This is a genomic window from Streptomyces sp. NPDC006879, from assembly GCF_042869595.1.
In the GTDB taxonomy this organism is placed as follows: Bacteria; Actinomycetota; Actinomycetes; order Streptomycetales; family Streptomycetaceae; genus Streptomyces.
The window spans coordinates 21,197-38,804 of record NZ_JBIAGC010000054.1; the positions used below are offsets into that span (position 1 = coordinate 21,197).

At 67.9% G+C, this 17,608-nt stretch carries 13 protein-coding genes; 8 read left to right on the plus strand and 5 right to left on the minus strand.

The window, feature by feature from the left end; all coding sequences use genetic code 11:
• Positions 1–49 precede the first annotated feature (49 nt).
• Together ACFYMC_RS26750 and ACFYMC_RS26755 are read right to left on the minus strand one after the other, a co-directional pair.
• On the minus strand, positions 50–805 hold the full coding sequence (locus tag ACFYMC_RS26750) for an MIP/aquaporin family protein (RefSeq protein ID WP_388529711.1): 756 nt from the start codon (positions 803–805) through the stop codon (positions 50–52).
• A gap of 374 nt (positions 806–1,179) precedes the next feature.
• Positions 1,180–1,947: an IclR family transcriptional regulator gene (locus ACFYMC_RS26755; RefSeq protein WP_388529713.1), complete on the minus strand. Its 768-nt coding sequence runs from the start codon at positions 1,945–1,947 to the stop codon at positions 1,180–1,182.
• Positions 1,948–2,209: 262 nt separating this feature from the next.
• On the opposite strand from ACFYMC_RS26755, the gene metH reads away from it, so the two are divergent.
• From metH to ACFYMC_RS26775, 4 genes are all read left to right on the plus strand, one after another.
• Entirely contained in the window at positions 2,210–5,722 is a 3,513-nt protein-coding gene (gene metH, locus ACFYMC_RS26760; RefSeq protein ID WP_388529716.1) for a methionine synthase, read from the plus strand.
• A 189-nt stretch (positions 5,723–5,911) separates the two neighbouring features.
• On the plus strand, positions 5,912–6,613 hold the full coding sequence (locus tag ACFYMC_RS26765; RefSeq protein WP_388529719.1) for an HAD family hydrolase: 702 nt from the start codon (positions 5,912–5,914) through the stop codon (positions 6,611–6,613).
• Between the two features lie 493 nt (positions 6,614–7,106).
• Positions 7,107–8,708 (plus strand): ABC transporter substrate-binding protein, encoded by a 1,602-nt coding sequence (locus ACFYMC_RS26770; RefSeq protein ID WP_388529722.1) that lies wholly within the window; start codon positions 7,107–7,109, stop codon positions 8,706–8,708.
• A gap of 79 nt (positions 8,709–8,787) precedes the next feature.
• Positions 8,788–10,371, plus strand: coding sequence for an ABC transporter substrate-binding protein (locus ACFYMC_RS26775; protein WP_388529724.1), 1,584 nt, complete (start codon positions 8,788–8,790; stop codon positions 10,369–10,371).
• A 61-nt stretch (positions 10,372–10,432) separates the two neighbouring features.
• Here ACFYMC_RS26775 and ACFYMC_RS26780 read toward each other — a convergent pair whose 3' ends face one another.
• Positions 10,433–11,104, minus strand: coding sequence for a response regulator (locus tag ACFYMC_RS26780; RefSeq protein WP_388529726.1), 672 nt, complete (start codon positions 11,102–11,104; stop codon positions 10,433–10,435).
• Between the two features lie 47 nt (positions 11,105–11,151).
• Positions 11,152–12,024, minus strand: coding sequence for a RecB family exonuclease (locus ACFYMC_RS26785; protein ID WP_388529729.1), 873 nt, complete (start codon positions 12,022–12,024; stop codon positions 11,152–11,154).
• Between the two features lie 145 nt (positions 12,025–12,169).
• Between ACFYMC_RS26785 and ACFYMC_RS26790 the strand changes: the two genes are divergently transcribed.
• From ACFYMC_RS26790 to ACFYMC_RS26800, 3 genes are all read left to right on the plus strand, one after another.
• On the plus strand, positions 12,170–13,402 hold the full coding sequence (locus ACFYMC_RS26790) for a site-2 protease family protein (RefSeq protein ID WP_388529731.1): 1,233 nt from the start codon (positions 12,170–12,172) through the stop codon (positions 13,400–13,402).
• 19 nt (positions 13,403–13,421) lie between these two features.
• A complete protein-coding gene (locus tag ACFYMC_RS26795; RefSeq protein WP_388529734.1) occupies positions 13,422–14,333 on the plus strand; it encodes a tRNA (adenine-N1)-methyltransferase in 912 nt (303 codons plus the stop codon).
• A gap of 184 nt (positions 14,334–14,517) precedes the next feature.
• Positions 14,518–15,102, plus strand: coding sequence for a hypothetical protein (locus ACFYMC_RS26800; protein ID WP_388529737.1), 585 nt, complete (start codon positions 14,518–14,520; stop codon positions 15,100–15,102).
• A 48-nt stretch (positions 15,103–15,150) separates the two neighbouring features.
• On the opposite strand, the gene ACFYMC_RS26805 is transcribed toward ACFYMC_RS26800, so the two are convergent.
• Positions 15,151–15,444, minus strand: a complete 294-nt coding sequence (locus ACFYMC_RS26805) for a ferredoxin (protein ID WP_388529740.1) — start codon at positions 15,442–15,444, stop codon at positions 15,151–15,153.
• A 255-nt stretch (positions 15,445–15,699) separates the two neighbouring features.
• On the opposite strand from ACFYMC_RS26805, the gene arc reads away from it, so the two are divergent.
• A complete protein-coding gene (gene arc, locus ACFYMC_RS26810; protein WP_388529743.1) occupies positions 15,700–17,466 on the plus strand; it encodes a proteasome ATPase in 1,767 nt (588 codons plus the stop codon).
• The last annotated feature ends 142 nt before the right edge of the window (positions 17,467–17,608 follow it).

Sequence of the window (17,608 nt, forward strand, 5' to 3'; positions counted from 1 at the left end):
CCTGGCAAGTCGAGTGGAGAAGTCGAATCTGGCTGATCGTGCGGCGGAATCAGACGAACGCGATCTTGTACAGACCACCGGCGAGTGCGGCACCGAGCAGCGGGCCGACCACCGGGATCCAGGAGTATCCCCAATCCGAGCCGCCCTTGTTGGGCAGCGGCAGCAGGGAGTGGACGATACGCGGACCGAGGTCGCGCACCGGGTTGATGGCGTAGCCGGTCGGGCCACCGAGCGAGAGGCCGATGCCGACCACCACGAAGGCGGTGATCAGTACGCCGATGACGCCGAGGCCCTTGCCGTCACCGTTGAGGCCCTGGGTCAAGATGGCCAGCACCAGGACGGCGGTGCCGATGATCTCGGTGGCGAGGTTCTGGACCGTGTTGCGGATCTCCGGGCCGGTGGAGAAGATGCCGAGCACGGGGCCGGCGGGCTGGCTCAGGTCCGGACGCAGGTCGGGGTCGTTCAGGTGGGCGCTGAACTGTCCGTAGTAAGTGATCCACATCAGCACTGCGCCGATCATGGCGCCCAGCAGCTGACCTGCGAAGTAGACGGGAACGTCGCCCCACTCGCCGGTCTGGATGGCGATGCCGACGGTGACCGCCGGGTTGAGGTGGGCGCCGGACTTCGGCGCGGCGACGTATGCGCCGATGAGCACCGCGAAGCCCCACCCGAAGGTGATGGCCACCCAGCCCGCGTTGCGGGCCTTGGAGCTCTTGAGGGTCACGGCGGCGCAGACGCCACCGCCGAGCAGCACGAGCAGGGCGGTACCGATGGTCTCGCCGATGAAGATGTCGGAGCTGGACACCCGCGACTCCTTTGCCTACGTCCAGGGGGTGGGCGGTTCACCGGGTCCCGTCCGGTGGCCGCGCACTCGGGTGAGTGCGATCCGGTCCTTGGCGTCGCCACACTCTAGCGCGTATTGCCGTTAGGTGTTCGACAATGCCGACCGGTGAACGGCAGTTTTCCGCCCGGTTAAGGAGTGCGTCAAGGGTTCGAACCCCCAAAATTCCGGATCGTTACCAGGGGGTGTGACGGTCAAACCCCCGGGTCGCGAAGGTCCCCCGTCGTCGAGGGTGCGCAAACCCAGGGTGCGCGCAGACCCCCCGTCGGTGGCCGAAACTATTCGGTCTGGTGGGTGAGTCCCGCTGTGGGGTGTAAAGGGACGGGCGACTTCGAGGGTCAGAAGCGGCCGGCGCCCAGGTCCCGGGAGACGGAGCGGGCGCAGTCCCGCACGGAGGCGATCAGGTCGGAGCGCAGCTCACCGTCGAGCCCGCAGACCCGTTCCACCGCGCCGGCCACCGCCACCGCGCCCACCGGCATCCGGCGGCGGTCGTGGATGGGGGCCGCGATGGAGGCGACCCCGTCCCAGGTCTCCTCGACGTCGGATGCCCATCCCCGGGCGCGGGTCAGGTCCAGGAGGGACTCGAAGCCCGAGGGCTCCGTCACCGTCTTCGGCGTGAAGGCTGCGCGCTCGTTCTCCAGCGCCTGACTGTGGGCTACCGGGTCGTAGGCGGACAGGACCTTGCCGAGGGCCGTGGAGTGCAGCGGCTGCATGGCGCCCACCTCCAGCACCTGGCGGCTGTCGTCCGGCCGGAAGACGTGGTGCATGATCAGCACCCCGTTATTGTGGAGCACGCCGACGTAGACGCTCTCTCCGCTGGCCCGGGCGAGATCGTCCGTCCACACCAGCGCCCGTGCCCGCAGCTCGTGCACGTCGAGATAGCTGTTCCCGAGCCGGAGGAGCTCGGCTCCCAACTGGTAGCGCCCGGAAGCGGCGTCCTGTTCGACGAAGCCCTCGGCCTGCAGGGTGCGCAGGATCCCGTGGGCCGTGCCCTTGGCCAGCCCGAGGGCGGATGCCACGTCGGACAAGCCGAGCCGGCGCTCACCGCCCGCGAGGAGCCGCAGCATCGCAGCAGCTCTTTCGAGCGACTGGATGTTCCGTGCCATCGCGCAGCCTCCTGATGATCTAGCGCAAATACAGTTCGACAATGCTGAACAGTATCGGTCGATGTCGACCTCGCGCACTCTTGGGAAAGTCTGTCAAGGCCGCGTCCCGCTGCACACCCCCTGTGGCGCGCCCGGCCACAGAATGCCGTCCGGCCCGTGGGACGCCTTCACCGGCTCGCGGCTCACGTGGTTACTCTGAGCCCGTGCACCTTCGAGCAGAAGGTGCAAAGCCGACAGCCGTCGCATTCCAGGGAGCACATCCATGGCCTCGTTGCCGACCTCGCCCACCGACGCCCAGACCCGGGCGGACGCCCTCCGCGAAGCCCTGGCCACCCGTGTGGTGGTGGCCGACGGGGCCATGGGGACGATGCTCCAGGCGCAGGATCCCACCCTTGAGGACTTCCAGAACCTCGAAGGGTGCAACGAGATCCTCAACGTCACGCGCCCGGACATCGTACGTTCCGTGCACGAGGCGTACTTCTCCGTGGGTGTGGACTGCGTGGAGACCAACACCTTCGGAGCCAACCACTCGGCGCTGGGCGAGTACGACATCCCCGAGCGCATCCACGAGCTGTCCGAGTCCGGCGCGCGGATCGCCCGCCAGGTCGCCGACGAGTTCACCGCCGCCACCGGACAGCAGCGCTGGGTACTGGGCTCCATCGGCCCGGGCACCAAGCTGCCGACGCTCGGCCACATCTCCTACGAGACAGTCCGGGACGCCTACCAGGCCAACGCGGAGGGCCTGCTGGCCGGCGGCGCAGACGCGCTGCTCATCGAGACCACCCAGGACCTGCTGCAAACCAAGTCCTCGGTGGTCGGTGCCCGCCGCGCCCTCGACGCCCTCGGGCTGAGCGTGCCGGTCATCTGCTCCGTCACGGTGGAGACCACCGGGACGATGCTGCTGGGCTCGGAGATCGGTGCCGCACTGACCTCGCTGGAGCCGCTCGGCATCGACATGATCGGTCTGAACTGCGCCACCGGCCCGGCCGAGATGAGCGAACACCTGCGCTATCTCGCCCGCAACGCCCGGATCCCGCTCTCCTGCATGCCCAATGCGGGCCTGCCCGTGCTCGGCAAGGACGGCGCGCACTACCCGCTGACCGCCCCCGAGCTCGCCGACGCCCAGGAGACCTTCGTGCGCGAGTACGGGCTGTCCCTGGTGGGTGGTTGCTGCGGCACCACCCCCGAGCACCTGCGACAGGTGGTCGAGCGGGTCCGTGGCCTCACTCCGGGGCAGCGTCAGGCGCGGCCGGAGCCCGGCGCGTCCTCGCTCTACCAGACCGTGTCGTTCCGCCAGGACACCTCGTACATGGCGATCGGCGAGCGGACCAATGCCAACGGCTCGAAGAAGTTCCGTGAGGCGATGCTCGACGCCCGCTGGGACGACTGCGTGGAGATGGCCCGCGACCAGATCCGCGAAGGCGCGCACATGCTCGACCTGTGCGTCGACTACGTGGGGCGTGACGGCGTCGCCGACATGGAGGAGCTGGCTGGCCGGTTCGCGACCGCCTCAACCCTGCCGATCGTGCTGGACTCCACCGAGGTCCCGGTCATCAGGGCCGGACTGCAAAAGCTCGGTGGCCGCGCCGTGATCAACTCGGTGAACTACGAGGACGGTGACGGCCCGAACTCCCGTTTCGCACAGGTCACCAGCCTCGCCCAGGAGCACGGTGCGGCCCTGATCGCGCTCACCATCGACGAGGAGGGCCAGGCCCGAACCGTCGAGCACAAGGTGGCCGTCGCCGAGCGGCTCATCGCCGATCTCACCGGCAACTGGGGGATCCGCGAGTGTGACGTCCTCATCGACTGCCTGACGTTCACCATCTGTACGGGCCAGGAGGAGTCCCGGGGTGACGGCGTCGCCACCATCGAGGCGATCCGGGAACTCAAGCGTCGCCACCCCGATGTGCAGACGACCCTCGGCCTGTCGAACATCTCGTTCGGCCTCAACCCCGCCGCCCGCATCGTCTTGAACTCCGTCTTCCTCGACGAGTGCGTCAAGGCCGGCCTCGACTCGGCGATCGTCCACGCCTCCAAGATCTTGCCCATCGCCCGGCTGGACGAGGAGCAGGTGCGCACGTGCCTGGACCTGGTCTACGACCGGCGGGCGGAGGGATACGACCCGCTGCAGAAGCTGATGGAGCTCTTCGAGGGCGCCACCACCAAGTCGATGAAGGCCGGGCGGGCCGAGGAACTGCTGGCCCTGCCGTTGGACGAGAGGCTTCAGCGCCGCATCATCGACGGTGAGAAGAACGGTCTGGAGGCGGACCTCGACGAGGCCCTCCAGACCCGGCCGGCCCTCGACATCGTCAACGACACCCTGCTTGAGGGGATGAAGGTCGTCGGTGAACTGTTCGGGTCCGGTCAGATGCAGCTCCCCTTCGTGCTCCAGTCCGCTGAGGTGATGAAGGCCGCGGTCGCCTACTTGGAGCCGCACATGGAGAAGGCGGACGCAGAGGGCAAGGGCACCATCGTGCTGGCCACCGTCCGCGGTGACGTCCACGACATCGGCAAGAACCTCGTCGACATCATCTTGTCCAACAACGGCTACAACGTGGTCAATATCGGTATCAAGCAGCCAGTCTCGGCGATCCTGGAAGCCGCCGAGGAACACCGGGCCGACGTCATCGGCATGTCCGGGCTGCTCGTGAAGTCGACGGTGATCATGAAGGAGAACCTGGAGGAGCTCAACCAGCGCAAGTTGGCGGCCACCTACCCGGTCATCCTCGGCGGCGCCGCCCTCACCCGGGCCTATGTGGAACAGGACCTCCACGAGATCTACGAGGGCGAGGTCCGCTACGCCCGCGACGCATTCGAAGGGCTGCGGCTGATGGACGCGCTCATCGCAGTCAAGCGCGGAGTGCCCGGTGCCACCCTGCCCGAGCTGAAACAGCGCCGCGTCGCACGGCGGGACACCCCGCTGGCCGCGCCCGAGGAGCCGCAGGAGCCCGGCGGCCGGTCCGACGTGGCCGTCGACAACCCGGTACCCACGCCGCCGTTCTGGGGCACCCGGGTCGTCAAGGGCATCGGTCTGAAGGACTACGCCTCCTGGTTGGACGAAGGCGCGCTTTTCAAGGGCCAGTGGGGGCTGAAGCAGGCTCGGGCGGGCGGCCCCAGCTACGAAGAGCTCGTGGAGACCGAGGGGCGCCCCCGGCTGCGCGGTCTGCTGGAGAAGCTCCACACCGAGAACCTGCTGGAGGCGGCCGTGGTTTACGGCTACTTCCCCTGTGTGTCCAAGGGCGAGGACCTGATCGTCCTGGATGAGCAGGGCAACGAGCGCACCCGGTTCACCTTCCCGCGCCAGCGGCGCGGGAAGCGGCTGTGCCTCGCTGACTTCTTCCGTCCCGAGGACTCGGGGGAGACCGATGTCGTCGGCCTGCAGGTGGTCACGGTCGGCTCCAGGATCGGTGAGGCCACCGCCGGGCTCTTCGCGGCTGACTCCTACCGGGACTACCTCGAACTGCACGGCTTGTCAGTGCAGTTGGCGGAGGCGCTGGCCGAGTACTGGCACGCCCGGGTGCGTGCCGAACTCGGCTTCGGCGGTGAGGACCCGTCCAGGGTGGAGGAGATGTTCGACCTCAAGTACCGGGGCGCACGCTTCTCCCTCGGCTACGGGGCGTGCCCCGACCTGGAAGACCGAGCCAAGATCGCCGAGCTGCTCGGGCCCGAACGGATCGGCGTACACCTCTCCGAGGAGTTCCAACTCCACCCGGAGCAGTCCACCGACGCCATCGTCATCCACCACCCCGAGGCGAAGTACTTCAACGCCCGGTAGCCGCCCGACGGAGCTCCCGCCGGCCCCCGGTCCCAGGGGGCCGGCGAGTCCATGGGGAAGCTACCGCGCACCACGCGACGGTCGGACGTACACTTGTCGGTCCCACACAGGCCGGTCGCCTGTTCCCCCGGGGGTCCCCCGCAGGGGAAGGCGGCCGGCCTGTTCGTTCCCCTCACGGAGGTGTGCCGCATGACCAGCACGGTCCCCGCGCCCATGGCCAGAACGGCCGACGGCTCGGCCCTCCAGGCCGTTCTGCTCGACATGGACGGCACCCTCGTGGACACCGAGGGGTTCTGGTGGGACGCCGAGGTGGAGGTCTTCGCTGCTCTTGGGCACCCCCTCGACGAGTCCTGGCGGGACGTCGTCGTGGGCGGCCCGATGACCCGCAGCGCCGGCTACCTGATCCAGGCGACCGGCGCCGAGATCACCCTGGCCGAACTGACCGTGCTGCTCAACGAGTCCTTCGTGGACCGCATCTCCCGCGGTGTGCCCCTGATGCCCGGTGCCGAGAGGCTGCTCGCAGAACTGGCCCGGCACAACGTGCCGACCGCACTGGTCTCGGCCTCCCATCGCGAGATCATCGACCGGGTGCTGCGGTCGCTGGGCCCCGAGCGGTTCGCTCTGAGCATCGCCGGAGACGAGGTCGGTCGCACCAAGCCGCACCCCGACCCGTACCTGCTGGCGGCCAAGGGGTTGGGCGCACACCCTTCGCGGTGCGCCGTCATCGAGGACACCGCCACCGGTGTGGCCGCGGCTGAGGCTGCCGGCTGTCGGGTCGTGGCGGTGCCCTCGGTGACCGGCATCCTGCCGGCCCCGGGCCGTACCGTGGTGGGCTCTTTGGAGGACGTGGACCTGACTTTTCTCCGAGGGCTGATCGCAGGGATGAACTGACCTCGACACCTTCGATTCATCGGAATGCCGCCCGTCTGGCACCCAGGTCTCCCGCAATTCGTGCGGTCCAAGCCAGTGCGGACCGGAATTCTCCATTCGATCCCCATCCGTGGCGGGTGACCTTGGTCACCCGCCACGGGGCGTTCGCTCCGGTTTCGGCGGCTCAGAGTATTCCCTTGTGTCCGCATTGATTGATCGCTGTCCCAATCCTTCCGCTGTCCGACATCAGCAGCGAGGAGCGCGGTCATCACCGTGCGATTACGGGCGAACTCGCAGCCCTTCCGGCTAGTTCCAGCCACCCCTGCCGGGCCCACTAAGGTCATTAGTGGGTACTTCGCCGCACCTCCGTGGCCCTGACACACACCCCGTGCAGGTCTGCGTGGACCGATCGTCTTGCACCGGCCCGATCGTTGCGCCCTGAACGGGCGGTCCGCAGCGAAGTGCCCTTTTCGCCGCAGTGAACCAAGTGCCGGTTGAGGGAGAACTCCGTTAGATGAACCGCAAGATCCTGGTGCTGGCCACCGCCGGCCTGCTCACCCCCGTACTGGCCGGCTGTGGCACGGCGACCGGTGGGGCGTCGAGCGACGGCGCGATCGTGGTGGGCACCACCGACCGGTTCCAGACCGCTGATGACGCTCCCGCTCCCTTCGACCCCGCGCACGCCTATGACGCCGGCGCCTGGAACGTCCTGCGCCAGACCGTGCAGACGCTGATGCACATACCCCGCGGCGGCGGGGAGCCGGTGCCCGAAGCGGCCTCGCAGTGCCGCTTCACCGACCGGACCAACGAGAGCTACCGCTGCACCCTGCGCAAGGGCCTGGAGTTCGCCAACGGCGACCCGATCACCGTGCAGGACGTCAAGTTCTCCATCGAACGGGTCCTCGCCATCAAGGACGAGAACGGCCCGGCAACGCTGCTCTCCACCCTCGACGCCATCGAGATCAAGGGCGGCGACGAGGTGGTCTTCCACCTCAAGAGCCCGGACGCGACCTTCCCGTACAAGCTCTCGACCCCCGCCGCCGGGATCGTCAACAGCAAGACCTATGAGGCCACGAGGCTCCGGGCGGGCTTCGAGGTCGACGGTTCCGGCCCGTACACGATGAAGGCCGAAGTCGACGGGGACGAGATGGTCCGCGCGGTCTTCACCAAGAACCCCAAGTACCGGGGTGACCTGAAGGTCAAGAACGACAAGGTCGTGCTGCGCAGTTTCGCGGACTCCGAGGCCATGAACGAGGCCGTCTCCTCCGGAGCCGTTCACGTCGCGGCCCGGAGCCTGTCGCCCGAGCAGATCAAGCAGCAGCAACAGACGCCCGCCCAGGGCGTCAAGCTCGTGGAACAGCACGGGCTGGAGATCCGCTACCTCGGCTTCGACACCGAGGACGAGGCCGTCGGCGAGAAGGCGGTCCGGCAAGCGATCGCCGCGGTCGTCAACCGCCGCGAGCTCACCGAGGACGTGTACGGCAAGACCGCCGAACCGCTGTACTCACTGATCCCCTCCAGCGTCAGTGGCCATGTGAACTCCTTCTTCAACCAGTACGGCGAGGGGGGCGACCAGCAGAAGGCGGCGGCCCTGTTGCGCGAGGCCAAGGTGAAGACCCCGGTCAAGCTCACGCTGCACTACACCACTGATCACTACGGTGACGGTACCGCTGCCGAGTTCGAGCTCCTGAAGAAGCAACTCTCGGCGACCAAGCTGTTCGACGTGGACGTGCAGGGCACCGCCTGGGCGCAGTTCCGACCGGCGCAGAAGGAGGGCGAGTTCGCCGTCTACGGCCTCGGATGGTTCCCGGACTTCCCGGATCCGGACAACTTCGTCGCGCCCTTCCTCGACACCGACAACTTCCTCGGCACGCCCTACGTGAACAACACGATCCGCGGCAAGCTGATCCCCGACTCCCGGCGGGCCGTTGACCGGAACGCGGCTGCCGGCGCCTTCAACAAGATCCAGGACCTCGTTGCCGAAGACGTGCCCGTCCTGCCGCTGTGGCAGGGCAAGCAGTACGTCGCGGCCTGGGAAGGCATCACCGGGGTGGAGTGGTCACTGAATACCATCTCCGAACTCCAACTGTGGGAACTCGGCCGCGGCACCAGCTGATGAACCACCGACAAACGGCCGCGGGTCCGCGCGCCGGCAGCAAACAAGAAACAGTCAGTCAAGACAGTGAGGCACGTCCGTGAAGACTCGTAACCAGTGGCTGGCGGCTCCGCTCGGAGCAGTGCTCGCGGCAACCGTTCTCAGCGGCTGTGGCACCGAGAAGGATGCCGCGGCCGGAGCCGGCGGCGCGATGCTCATGGGCATGTCCGACGAAGTCAAGGCCACCGACCCGGCGACGGGCTACGACCCCGGTTCCTGGCTGCTGTTCAACAACGTCTACCAGTCGCTGCTGAGCTTCCCCAAGGGCGGCACCACCCCGGTTCCCGACGCGGCCGAGAACTGCGCCTTCGAGGGCGGCAACAGCACGGTCTACCGCTGCACCCTGCGCAGCGGTCTGACCTTCAGCAACGGCAACGACCTGACGGCCAAGGACGTCAAGTACTCCTTCGAGCGCACGCTGAAGATCAACGACGAGAACGGCCCGGCCGTCATGCTCGCCTCGATCAAGAGCATCGACACCCCCGATGACAAGACCGTGGTCTTCCACCTGAAGTCCTCCGACGCGACCTTCCCCAGCAAGATCGCCTCGGGTGCCGGCTCGATCGTCGACCACACCGAGTACCCGGCGGACGAACTGCGCACCGACGGCAAGGCGATCGGATCGGGCGTCTACAAGCTCGACTCCTACGGCGAGCAGGAGGCGGTCTTCTCCGTCAACGAGAAGTACAAGGGCGGTGCCAAGCCCAAGAACAAGGGCGTCACCCTGAAGTTCTTCAAGAACGACGAGGAGAACCTCAAGGCCGCCCTGGAAGACGGCGACATCGACTTCGCCTTCCGCGGCCTGGCCGCCAAGGACATCGCGGCCCTCGGCAAGGGCGGCTCCAACGAAGCCAACCTCGACGTGATCCAGGGCACCGGCGCCGAGGTCGAGTACCTCGTCTTCAACGTCAAGGCCCCGATCGTCAGCCAGCTGCCCGTCCGCAAGGCGATCGCCTACCTGATCGACCGTGAGGCCCTGGTCAGCGAGGTCTACCACGACACCGTCACCCCGCTGTACTCGATGATCCCCTCGGGCATCGCCGCCCACAACACGGCCTTCTTCGACCGCTACGGAGACAGCCCCAAGCCCGACCAGGCCAAGCAGGTCCTGCGCAAGGCCGGTATCACCGACAAGGTCAAGTTGACCCTGTGGTCCACCCCGACCCGGTTCGGGCCCTCCACGGACCAGGAGTTCGCCCTCATCGCCAAGCAGCTCAACAGCAGCGGGCTGTTCGACGCCGAGGTCAAGTCCGTCGACTACGAGAAGTACGAGAAGGACATCTCCGCCGGCAAGTACGGCGTCTACGTGAAGGGTTGGGTCCCCGACTACCCGGACCCTGACAACTTCACCCAGCCGTTCTTCGGTAAGGGCAACGTCCTCGACAACAACTACGACAACAGCACGATCACGGGTCAGATCATCCCCAAGACGTCCGCGCTGTCCGACCGCTCGGCTGCCGAGACGGACTTCGGGAAGCTCCAGGACATCGTCGCCGACGAACTGCCCGTCATCCCGCTGTGGCAGAGCAAGTCGTACGCCGTCTCCCGCGAGAACGTCAGCGGCCTGCAGTGGTCGCTGGACGCCTCGACGGTCTTCCGGTTCTGGGAGATCAGCAAGGGCTGACGGCGCCGCCCGCGGCTGGCGCCGCCACGCCGAGCCCGCCGGCCTGGTGCGGCCGTGGAACCTAGCTGTTCCCCGGCCGCACCAGGCCGCTCTCGTACGCGTACACGGCCGCCTGCACACGGTCCCGTAGCCCCAACTTCGTCAGCACATGACCGACGTGCGTCTTCACGGTGGTCTCGCTCACGAACAGGTCCGCCGCGATCTCCGCGTTGGACAGCCCGCGGGCCACCAGCTTCAGCACCTCCACCTCGCGTTCGGTCAGTGTCCCCAACGAATGGGGGGCCGACTCCTCGCCGGTGGGCAGGTGATCGGCGTACTTGTCCAGCAAACGCCGGGTGATGCTCGGCGCGAGCATGGCCTCGCCCGCCGCCACCACCCGGATCGCCTGCACCAGCTCGTGGGCCGGGGCGTCCTTGAGCAGGAATCCGCTGGCGCCCGCCCGCAGCGCCTCCACCACGTACTCGTCCAGATCGAAGGTGGTCAAAACCAGCACCTTCGCCGGCCCGGACCGGTCAGGGCCGGTGATCTGACGGGTGGCCTCCACCCCGTCCATCCGGGGCATCCGGATGTCCATCAACACCACGTCGGGCTGCAGCGCCCGTACCTGGTCCAGGGCCTGGAGGCCGTCTCCTGCCTCACCTACCACCACCAGTTCCTGCTCCGCCTCCAGGATCATCCGGAAACCGGTGCGCAGGAGCGGCTGGTCGTCCACCAGCAGGACGCGGATCGCCACGGAAAACTCCTTCGTTAGACCGCGCCCATTCTGCCCTGGAGACCTGCTCAGGGCTGCGCCGGGCGCTCCGAGCCGTCCCGCGGGGCGATCACCAGCGGATACGCCGGGGGAGTACCGCCGAACTCCGGACACAGCGCGCGGTGATCGCACCAACCGCACAGCTTCGTCGGTCGGGGTCGCCAGTCACCGGTCGCGGTCGCCTCCGAGATCGCCTCCCAGAGCGCCAGCAGTTTGCGCTCGACCCGTTCCAGGTCCGCGATCACCGGGTCATACGTCACCACGTCGCCCGAGCCGAGGTAGACCAGCTGCAGCCGCCGCGGCACCACGCCCTTGAGTCGCCAGACCACCAGTGCGTAGAACTTCATCTGGAACAGGGCGCCCTCGGCGTACTCCGGGCGGGGTGCCCTGCCGGTCTTGTAGTCGACGATCCGCACTTCGCCGGAGGGAGCGACATCCACCCGGTCGATGATCCCGCGCAGCCGCAGCCCCGAGTCCAGCTCGGTCTCCACGAAGAACTCCCGCTCCACCGGCTCCAGCCGCGTCGGGTCCTCCAGCGAGAACCAGCGCTCCACCAGCGACTGCGCCTCCTCCAACCACCGTGCCAGGCGCTCCCCGCCCGGATCCTCGGCGAACAGCTCCGCCAGCTCCGGCTTCGACTCCACCAACCGGGTCCACTGGCCCGGGATCAAGGACGCGGCCCGGGGTGCCGTCCGCTCCTGAGCCGGGTGGTCGAAGAGGCGCTCCAGCACCGCATGCACCAGGGTTCCCCGGGTAGCCGCTTCACTGGGCTTCTCCGGCAGTCTGTCGATGACCCGGAACCGGTACAGCAGAGGGCACTGCATGAAGTCGCTCGCCCGGGACGGGGAGAGCGAGGTGGGCCTGGCGGCGTCGGCGGGTCCGGTACCGGGACTCTTGGTCATGGCACAAGACCCTAAGGCCGGACACCGACAGCGCGCACATACCATCGACGCCGAACCCCCTCGCACTGCATGATCGAGGTATCACACCGTGCGACCCTGAGGGACAGCGATCCAAAGATCCGAATGATCCGAATGAAGGGGCATCGTGGCCAATAGCGCCGACAGCAACCGCAGCGGCGAGAACCAAGGGCCCCGCTCCGGCGGCAAGGGAACCGGCGGCAAGTCGCCCGGCGGCGGCATCCTGATGGGCCGGCCCTTCGGTGTGCCCGTATACGTCGCACCCAGCTGGTTCCTCGTCGCCGCACTGATCACCTGGGTGTTCGGCGGCCAGCTCGACCGCATCCTGCCCGAGCTGGGCGCGGCCCGCTACCTCGTCTCGCTGTTCTTCGCCGTCGCCTTCTACGCGTCCGTCCTCGTCCACGAACTGGCCCACACCGTCGCCGCGCTCCGCTTCAAGCTGCCGGTGAGGCGCATCCAGCTGCAGTTCTTCGGCGGTGTCTCCGAGATCGAGAAGGAATCCGAGACGCCGGGGCGCGAATTCGTCCTCGCTTTCGTCGGCCCGTTGCTCTCGCTGGTCCTCGCGGGAGTCTTCTACGCCGGCATGCAGGCCGTCGAGCCCGGGACCGTCCCCGGCGTCCTGCTCGCCGGTCTGATGATCTCCAACCTGATCGTCGCCGCCTTCAACCTGTTGCCGGGTCTTCCCCTGGACGGAGGCCGGATGCTCCGCGCTGTCGTCTGGGGCATCACGGGCAAGCCCATGCACGGTACGGTCGCCGCTGCCTGGGTCGGCCGTGGCCTGGCCGTGACGGTGCTGCTGGGACTGCCGATGCTGACCCACACCGGCCTGCTCGGCAACGACACCGAGGCCATCGGCGGCATGGACACCGTCACCGATGCCCTGTTGGCCGCCATCCTCGCCGCGATCATCTGGACCGGGGCGGGCAACAGCCTCCGGATGGCCCGGCTACGCGAACGCCTCCCCGACCTGCGCGCCCGCACCCTCACCCGTCGTGCGGTCCCAGTGGAGTCCGCCACCCCACTCTCCGAGGCCCTGCGCCGCGCCAACGAGGCCGGGGCGCGGGCCCTGGTGGTCGTCGACGGGCTCGGCGACCCCACCGCGCTGGTCCGCGAGAGCGCCATCGTGGGCATCCCGGAACACCGTCGACCCTGGGTCGCGGTCAGTTCCCTCGCCCAGGACCTCACCGAGGGCATGAAGGTTTCCGCGGAGCTCGGCGGCGAGGAACTCCTCGACACCCTGCGCACCCACCCGGCCACCGAATACCTCGTCCTGGAGTCCAGCGGAGCCATCTACGGGGTGCTCTCCGCGGCGGACGTGGAGAAGGCCTTCGTCCGGGCCATGGCACGACCCACCACCTAGTGCCCGGTAGGCTGGTCGTATGTCCGAACCGACCGGTGCCGCCCGCCGACGCGGGCCCTTCAAGGTCGGGGACCAGGTCCAGCTCACCGACCCCAAGGGACGCCACTACACGTTCACGCTCGAAGCCGGGAAGAACTTCCACACCCACAAGGGTTCCTTCCCGCACGACGAGCTGATCGGCGCTCCCGAGGGCAGTGTTGTCCGTACCACGGGGAACGTCGCCTACCTTGCGCTGCGCCCCCTGCTCCCCGACTACGTCCTGTCCATGCCCCGCGGCGCCGCCGTGGTCTACCCCAAGGACGCGGGCCAGATCCTGGCCTTCGCCGACATCTTCCCCGGCGCCCGCGTCGTCGAGGCGGGGGTGGGGTCCGGCTCGCTCAGCAGCTTCCTGCTGCGTGCCATCGGCGATCAGGGCATGCTCCACAGCTATGAGCGCCGGGCCGACTTCGCGGACATCGCCAAGGAGAACGTCGAACGCTACTTCGGCGGCCCCCACCCCGCCTGGCAGCTGACCGTCGGCGACCTCCAGGACAACCTGTCCGACACGGACGTCGACCGCGTGATCCTCGACATGCTGGCCCCCTGGGAGTGTCTGGAGGCCGTCTCCAAGGCGCTCGTCCCCGGTGGCATCCTCTGTGCCTACGTGGCCACCACCACGCAGTTGGCCCGGACCGTCGAGTCCATCCGGGAGATCGGCTGTTTCGCCGAGCCCCAGCCCTGGGAGTCGATGATCCGCAACTGGCACGTCGAGGGCCTGGCGGTCCGCCCGGACCACCGGATGATCGGCCACACCGGCTTCCTCGTCACCGCCCGGCGTCTGGCCGACGGTGTCGAGCCCCCGCTGCGCCGGCGTCGCCCGGCCAAGGGTGCCTACGGCGAGGACTACGAAGGTCCCGGCAGCCAGTCCGGTGGTTCCGGCTCGCGCGGCTGACTTCCCGGCAAACACCCGACGTCGCCGCCCCGTTCCCGTCTCACGACGGTGAACGGGGCGGCGACGTCCTTTCGTTGGGCGGTCAGGCGCCTACCGTCGCCGAGCTTTACAAACCCGGGCGTTCCACGGCGCAGGGGGGTGTGGCACGATGCTGACTCGCCCCTCAGCACTGGAGACTCCGAGCGTGCACAACCCCGCCGTCCCGGAACTGGCCCACACCCGCGCCACCGCCGTGCACTGGGTCGCGACCGCCGCGGCCCTGGCTGCCGTCGTCGCGCTCGCAGGGTTCGTCCAACCCGATCAGGCGACGGCCACGGTCTCCGAGGCCCGCCCCGGCTCCGGGCGGGGGCCGACGCCCGTGGTGACCGCCCCCGATCCGGCCGGCATCGCGTACCCCTTCGACTGTCACGGAGCCCCGCAGAAGGTCAGCGCCGCGACCAGCGGTGACCTCGACGGTGACGGCAGGCCCGAGACCGTGGCCGTGGTCGGCTGCGAAGCGGGATCCGGAACCCCACCGGACGGGGTGTACGTGCTGACCAGGGGCGAGGCAGGTGAGGCCCGGGTGGTGGCCACCCTGCTCGATCCCGCCGAACGAAAGAACGCGACCGGTGTCGCGGTACGCGACGGCGCGGTCACCGCCACCCTCCTTGGCTACTCCTCGACCGAGGTCCCGCGCTGCTGCCCTGATGAGGTGCTGGCGGCCAAGTGGCGCTGGGACGGAGGGAAATTCCTGAAGGAGGCGGCTCCCGACGGATCCCAGGGTGGGTGATCGTTCACTCTGGGTGCCGGAGTTCGCGGAGGATCGAGCCGGCCTCGCTCAGTCGGCCTCGGGTCCGTAGACCTCGACCTGGTCGGTCACGCGCCGCACGTGGATGCACTCGCCCGGGCAGTCCTTGACGGAGTCCACGACGTCCTGGAGGAGCGGCAGTGGAACGGGTGTTGTCGCGCCGGGGGCCTGTAGCAGTTCCTCTTCGGTGCCCTTGACGTAGGCGAGCCCGTCGATGTCGAGTTCGAAGACCTCCGGCGCGTACTGCACGCAGATCCCGTCGCCCGTGCACAGGTCCTGGTCGATCCAGACTTCCAGCAGGTCCTGCCCTTGCTGCACGCTCATGTCTCCTGCCGTTCCCTGCTGGTTCTGTGACCTTGTCTGACGCAAGTCGCGCCAGGCTTGATGGGTGTTGAACGGTTCGACCTTACAACCGGCTGCTTTCCGATGTTGATGGGTGGGTATTTCCCTGGCGTGAGGGAGTACGCAAGGGTGAAGATCGGACACGCCCCTACCGTCTTTGTGATCTAGGGGTTTCAATCACCACCAGCCCAGGTAGGGTCAGGAAGCGTCCAGCTCCCCTTGGAGGAGGTGAGGACCGTGGCAGCCCACGACGACGACATCAACCGCGGCATCCGGCCGGGGCGGGGGTCTGAAGACCCCGCCGGTCAGGTTGCCTATCTAGAGCAGGAAATCGCCGTCCTGCGACGTAAGCTCGCCGACTCTCCGCGGCACACGAGAATTCTCGAAGAGCGGATCGTCGAGCTCCAGACCAACCTGGCCGGCGTATCCGCGCAGAACGAACGGCTCGCCAACACGCTCCGTGAGGCCCGCGACCAGATCGTGGCCCTCAAGGAGGAAGTCGACCGGCTCGCCCAGCCGCCGGCCGGATTCGGTGTCTTCCTGCAGGCGAACGAGGACGGCACCGTCGACATCTTCACCGGGGGCCGCAAGCTCCGGGTGAACGTCAGCCCCAGCGTGGACCCGGAGGACCTCCGGCGTGGCCAAGAGGTCATGCTCAACGAAGCGCTGAACGTGGTCGAGGCCATGGAGTTCGAGCGCGCCGGGGACATCGTCACCCTCAAGGAGATCCTGGAGGACGGCGAGCGCGCCCTGGTGATCGGGCACACCGACGAGGAGCGGGTGGTGCGGCTCGCCGAGCCGCTGCTGGACGTCACCATCCGCGCCGGCGACGCCCTGCTGCTCGAACCCCGCTCCGGCTACGTCTACGAGATCGTGCCCAAGAGCGAGGTCGAGGAACTGGTCCTCGAAGAGGTCCCGGACATCGACTACGACAAGATCGGCGGCCTGGGCAACCAGATCGAGCTGATCCGTGACGCGGTCGAGCTCCCCTACCTCTACCCGGACCTCTTCAAGGAGCACGAACTGCGCCCGCCCAAGGGCGTACTGTTGTACGGCCCCCCTGGCTGCGGCAAGACGCTCATCGCCAAGGCGGTCGCCAACTCCCTTGCCAAGAAGGTCGCCGAGGTGACCGGGCAGCCCGCGGGGAAGTCGTACTTCCTCAACATCAAGGGCCCCGAGCTCCTCAACAAGTACGTCGGCGAGACCGAGCGCCACATCCGCCTGGTCTTCCAGCGTGCGCGGGAGAAGGCCAGCGAGGGCACCCCCGTCATCGTCTTCTTCGACGAGATGGAGTCGCTCTTCCGCACCCGTGGATCGGGCGTCAGCTCGGACGTGGAGAACACCATCGTCCCCCAGCTGCTGGCCGAGATCGACGGTGTGGAGGGCCTGGAGAACGTCATCGTGATCGGCGCCTCCAACCGCGAGGACATGATCGATCCGGCCATCCTGCGGCCCGGTCGCCTCGACGTGAAGATCAAGATCGAGCGCCCCGACGCCGAAGCGGCCAAGGACATCTTCGCCAAGTACCTCAAGGCGACGCTGCCCCTACACGGAGACGACCTGTCCGAGCACCAGGGTTCGCCCGACGTCGCCGTGCACAGCATGATTCAGACGGTCGTCGAGCAGATGTACGCCGAAACCGAGGAGAATCGCTTCCTTGAGGTGACGTATGCCAATGGCGACAAGGAGGTCCTGTACTTCAAGGACTTCAATTCCGGAGCGATGATCCAGAACATCGTCGACCGGGCCAAGAAGATGGCCATCAAGGACTTCCTCGACCACAACCAGAAGGGTCTTCGGGTCGCCCACCTGCTCCAGGCTTGTGTGGACGAATTCAAGGAGAACGAGGACCTGCCGAACACGACCAACCCCGACGACTGGGCTCGGATCTCCGGTAAGAAGGGCGAGCGGATCGTCTTCATCCGCACCCTGGTGACCGGAAAGCAGGGCGCGGACACCGGGCGCTCCATCGACACGGTGGCCAACACCGGTCAGTACCTCTGACGAGTGGGGCGGGGGGGGGGGGGGGGGGGGGGGGGGGGGGGGGGGGCGCGGCGCCCGGCGGGGGGGGCGGGGGGGCCCCCCCCCCCACAAAAAGAAAAAAAACAAAACAAACACACACCCCCACCACCACAGAGACGCACAC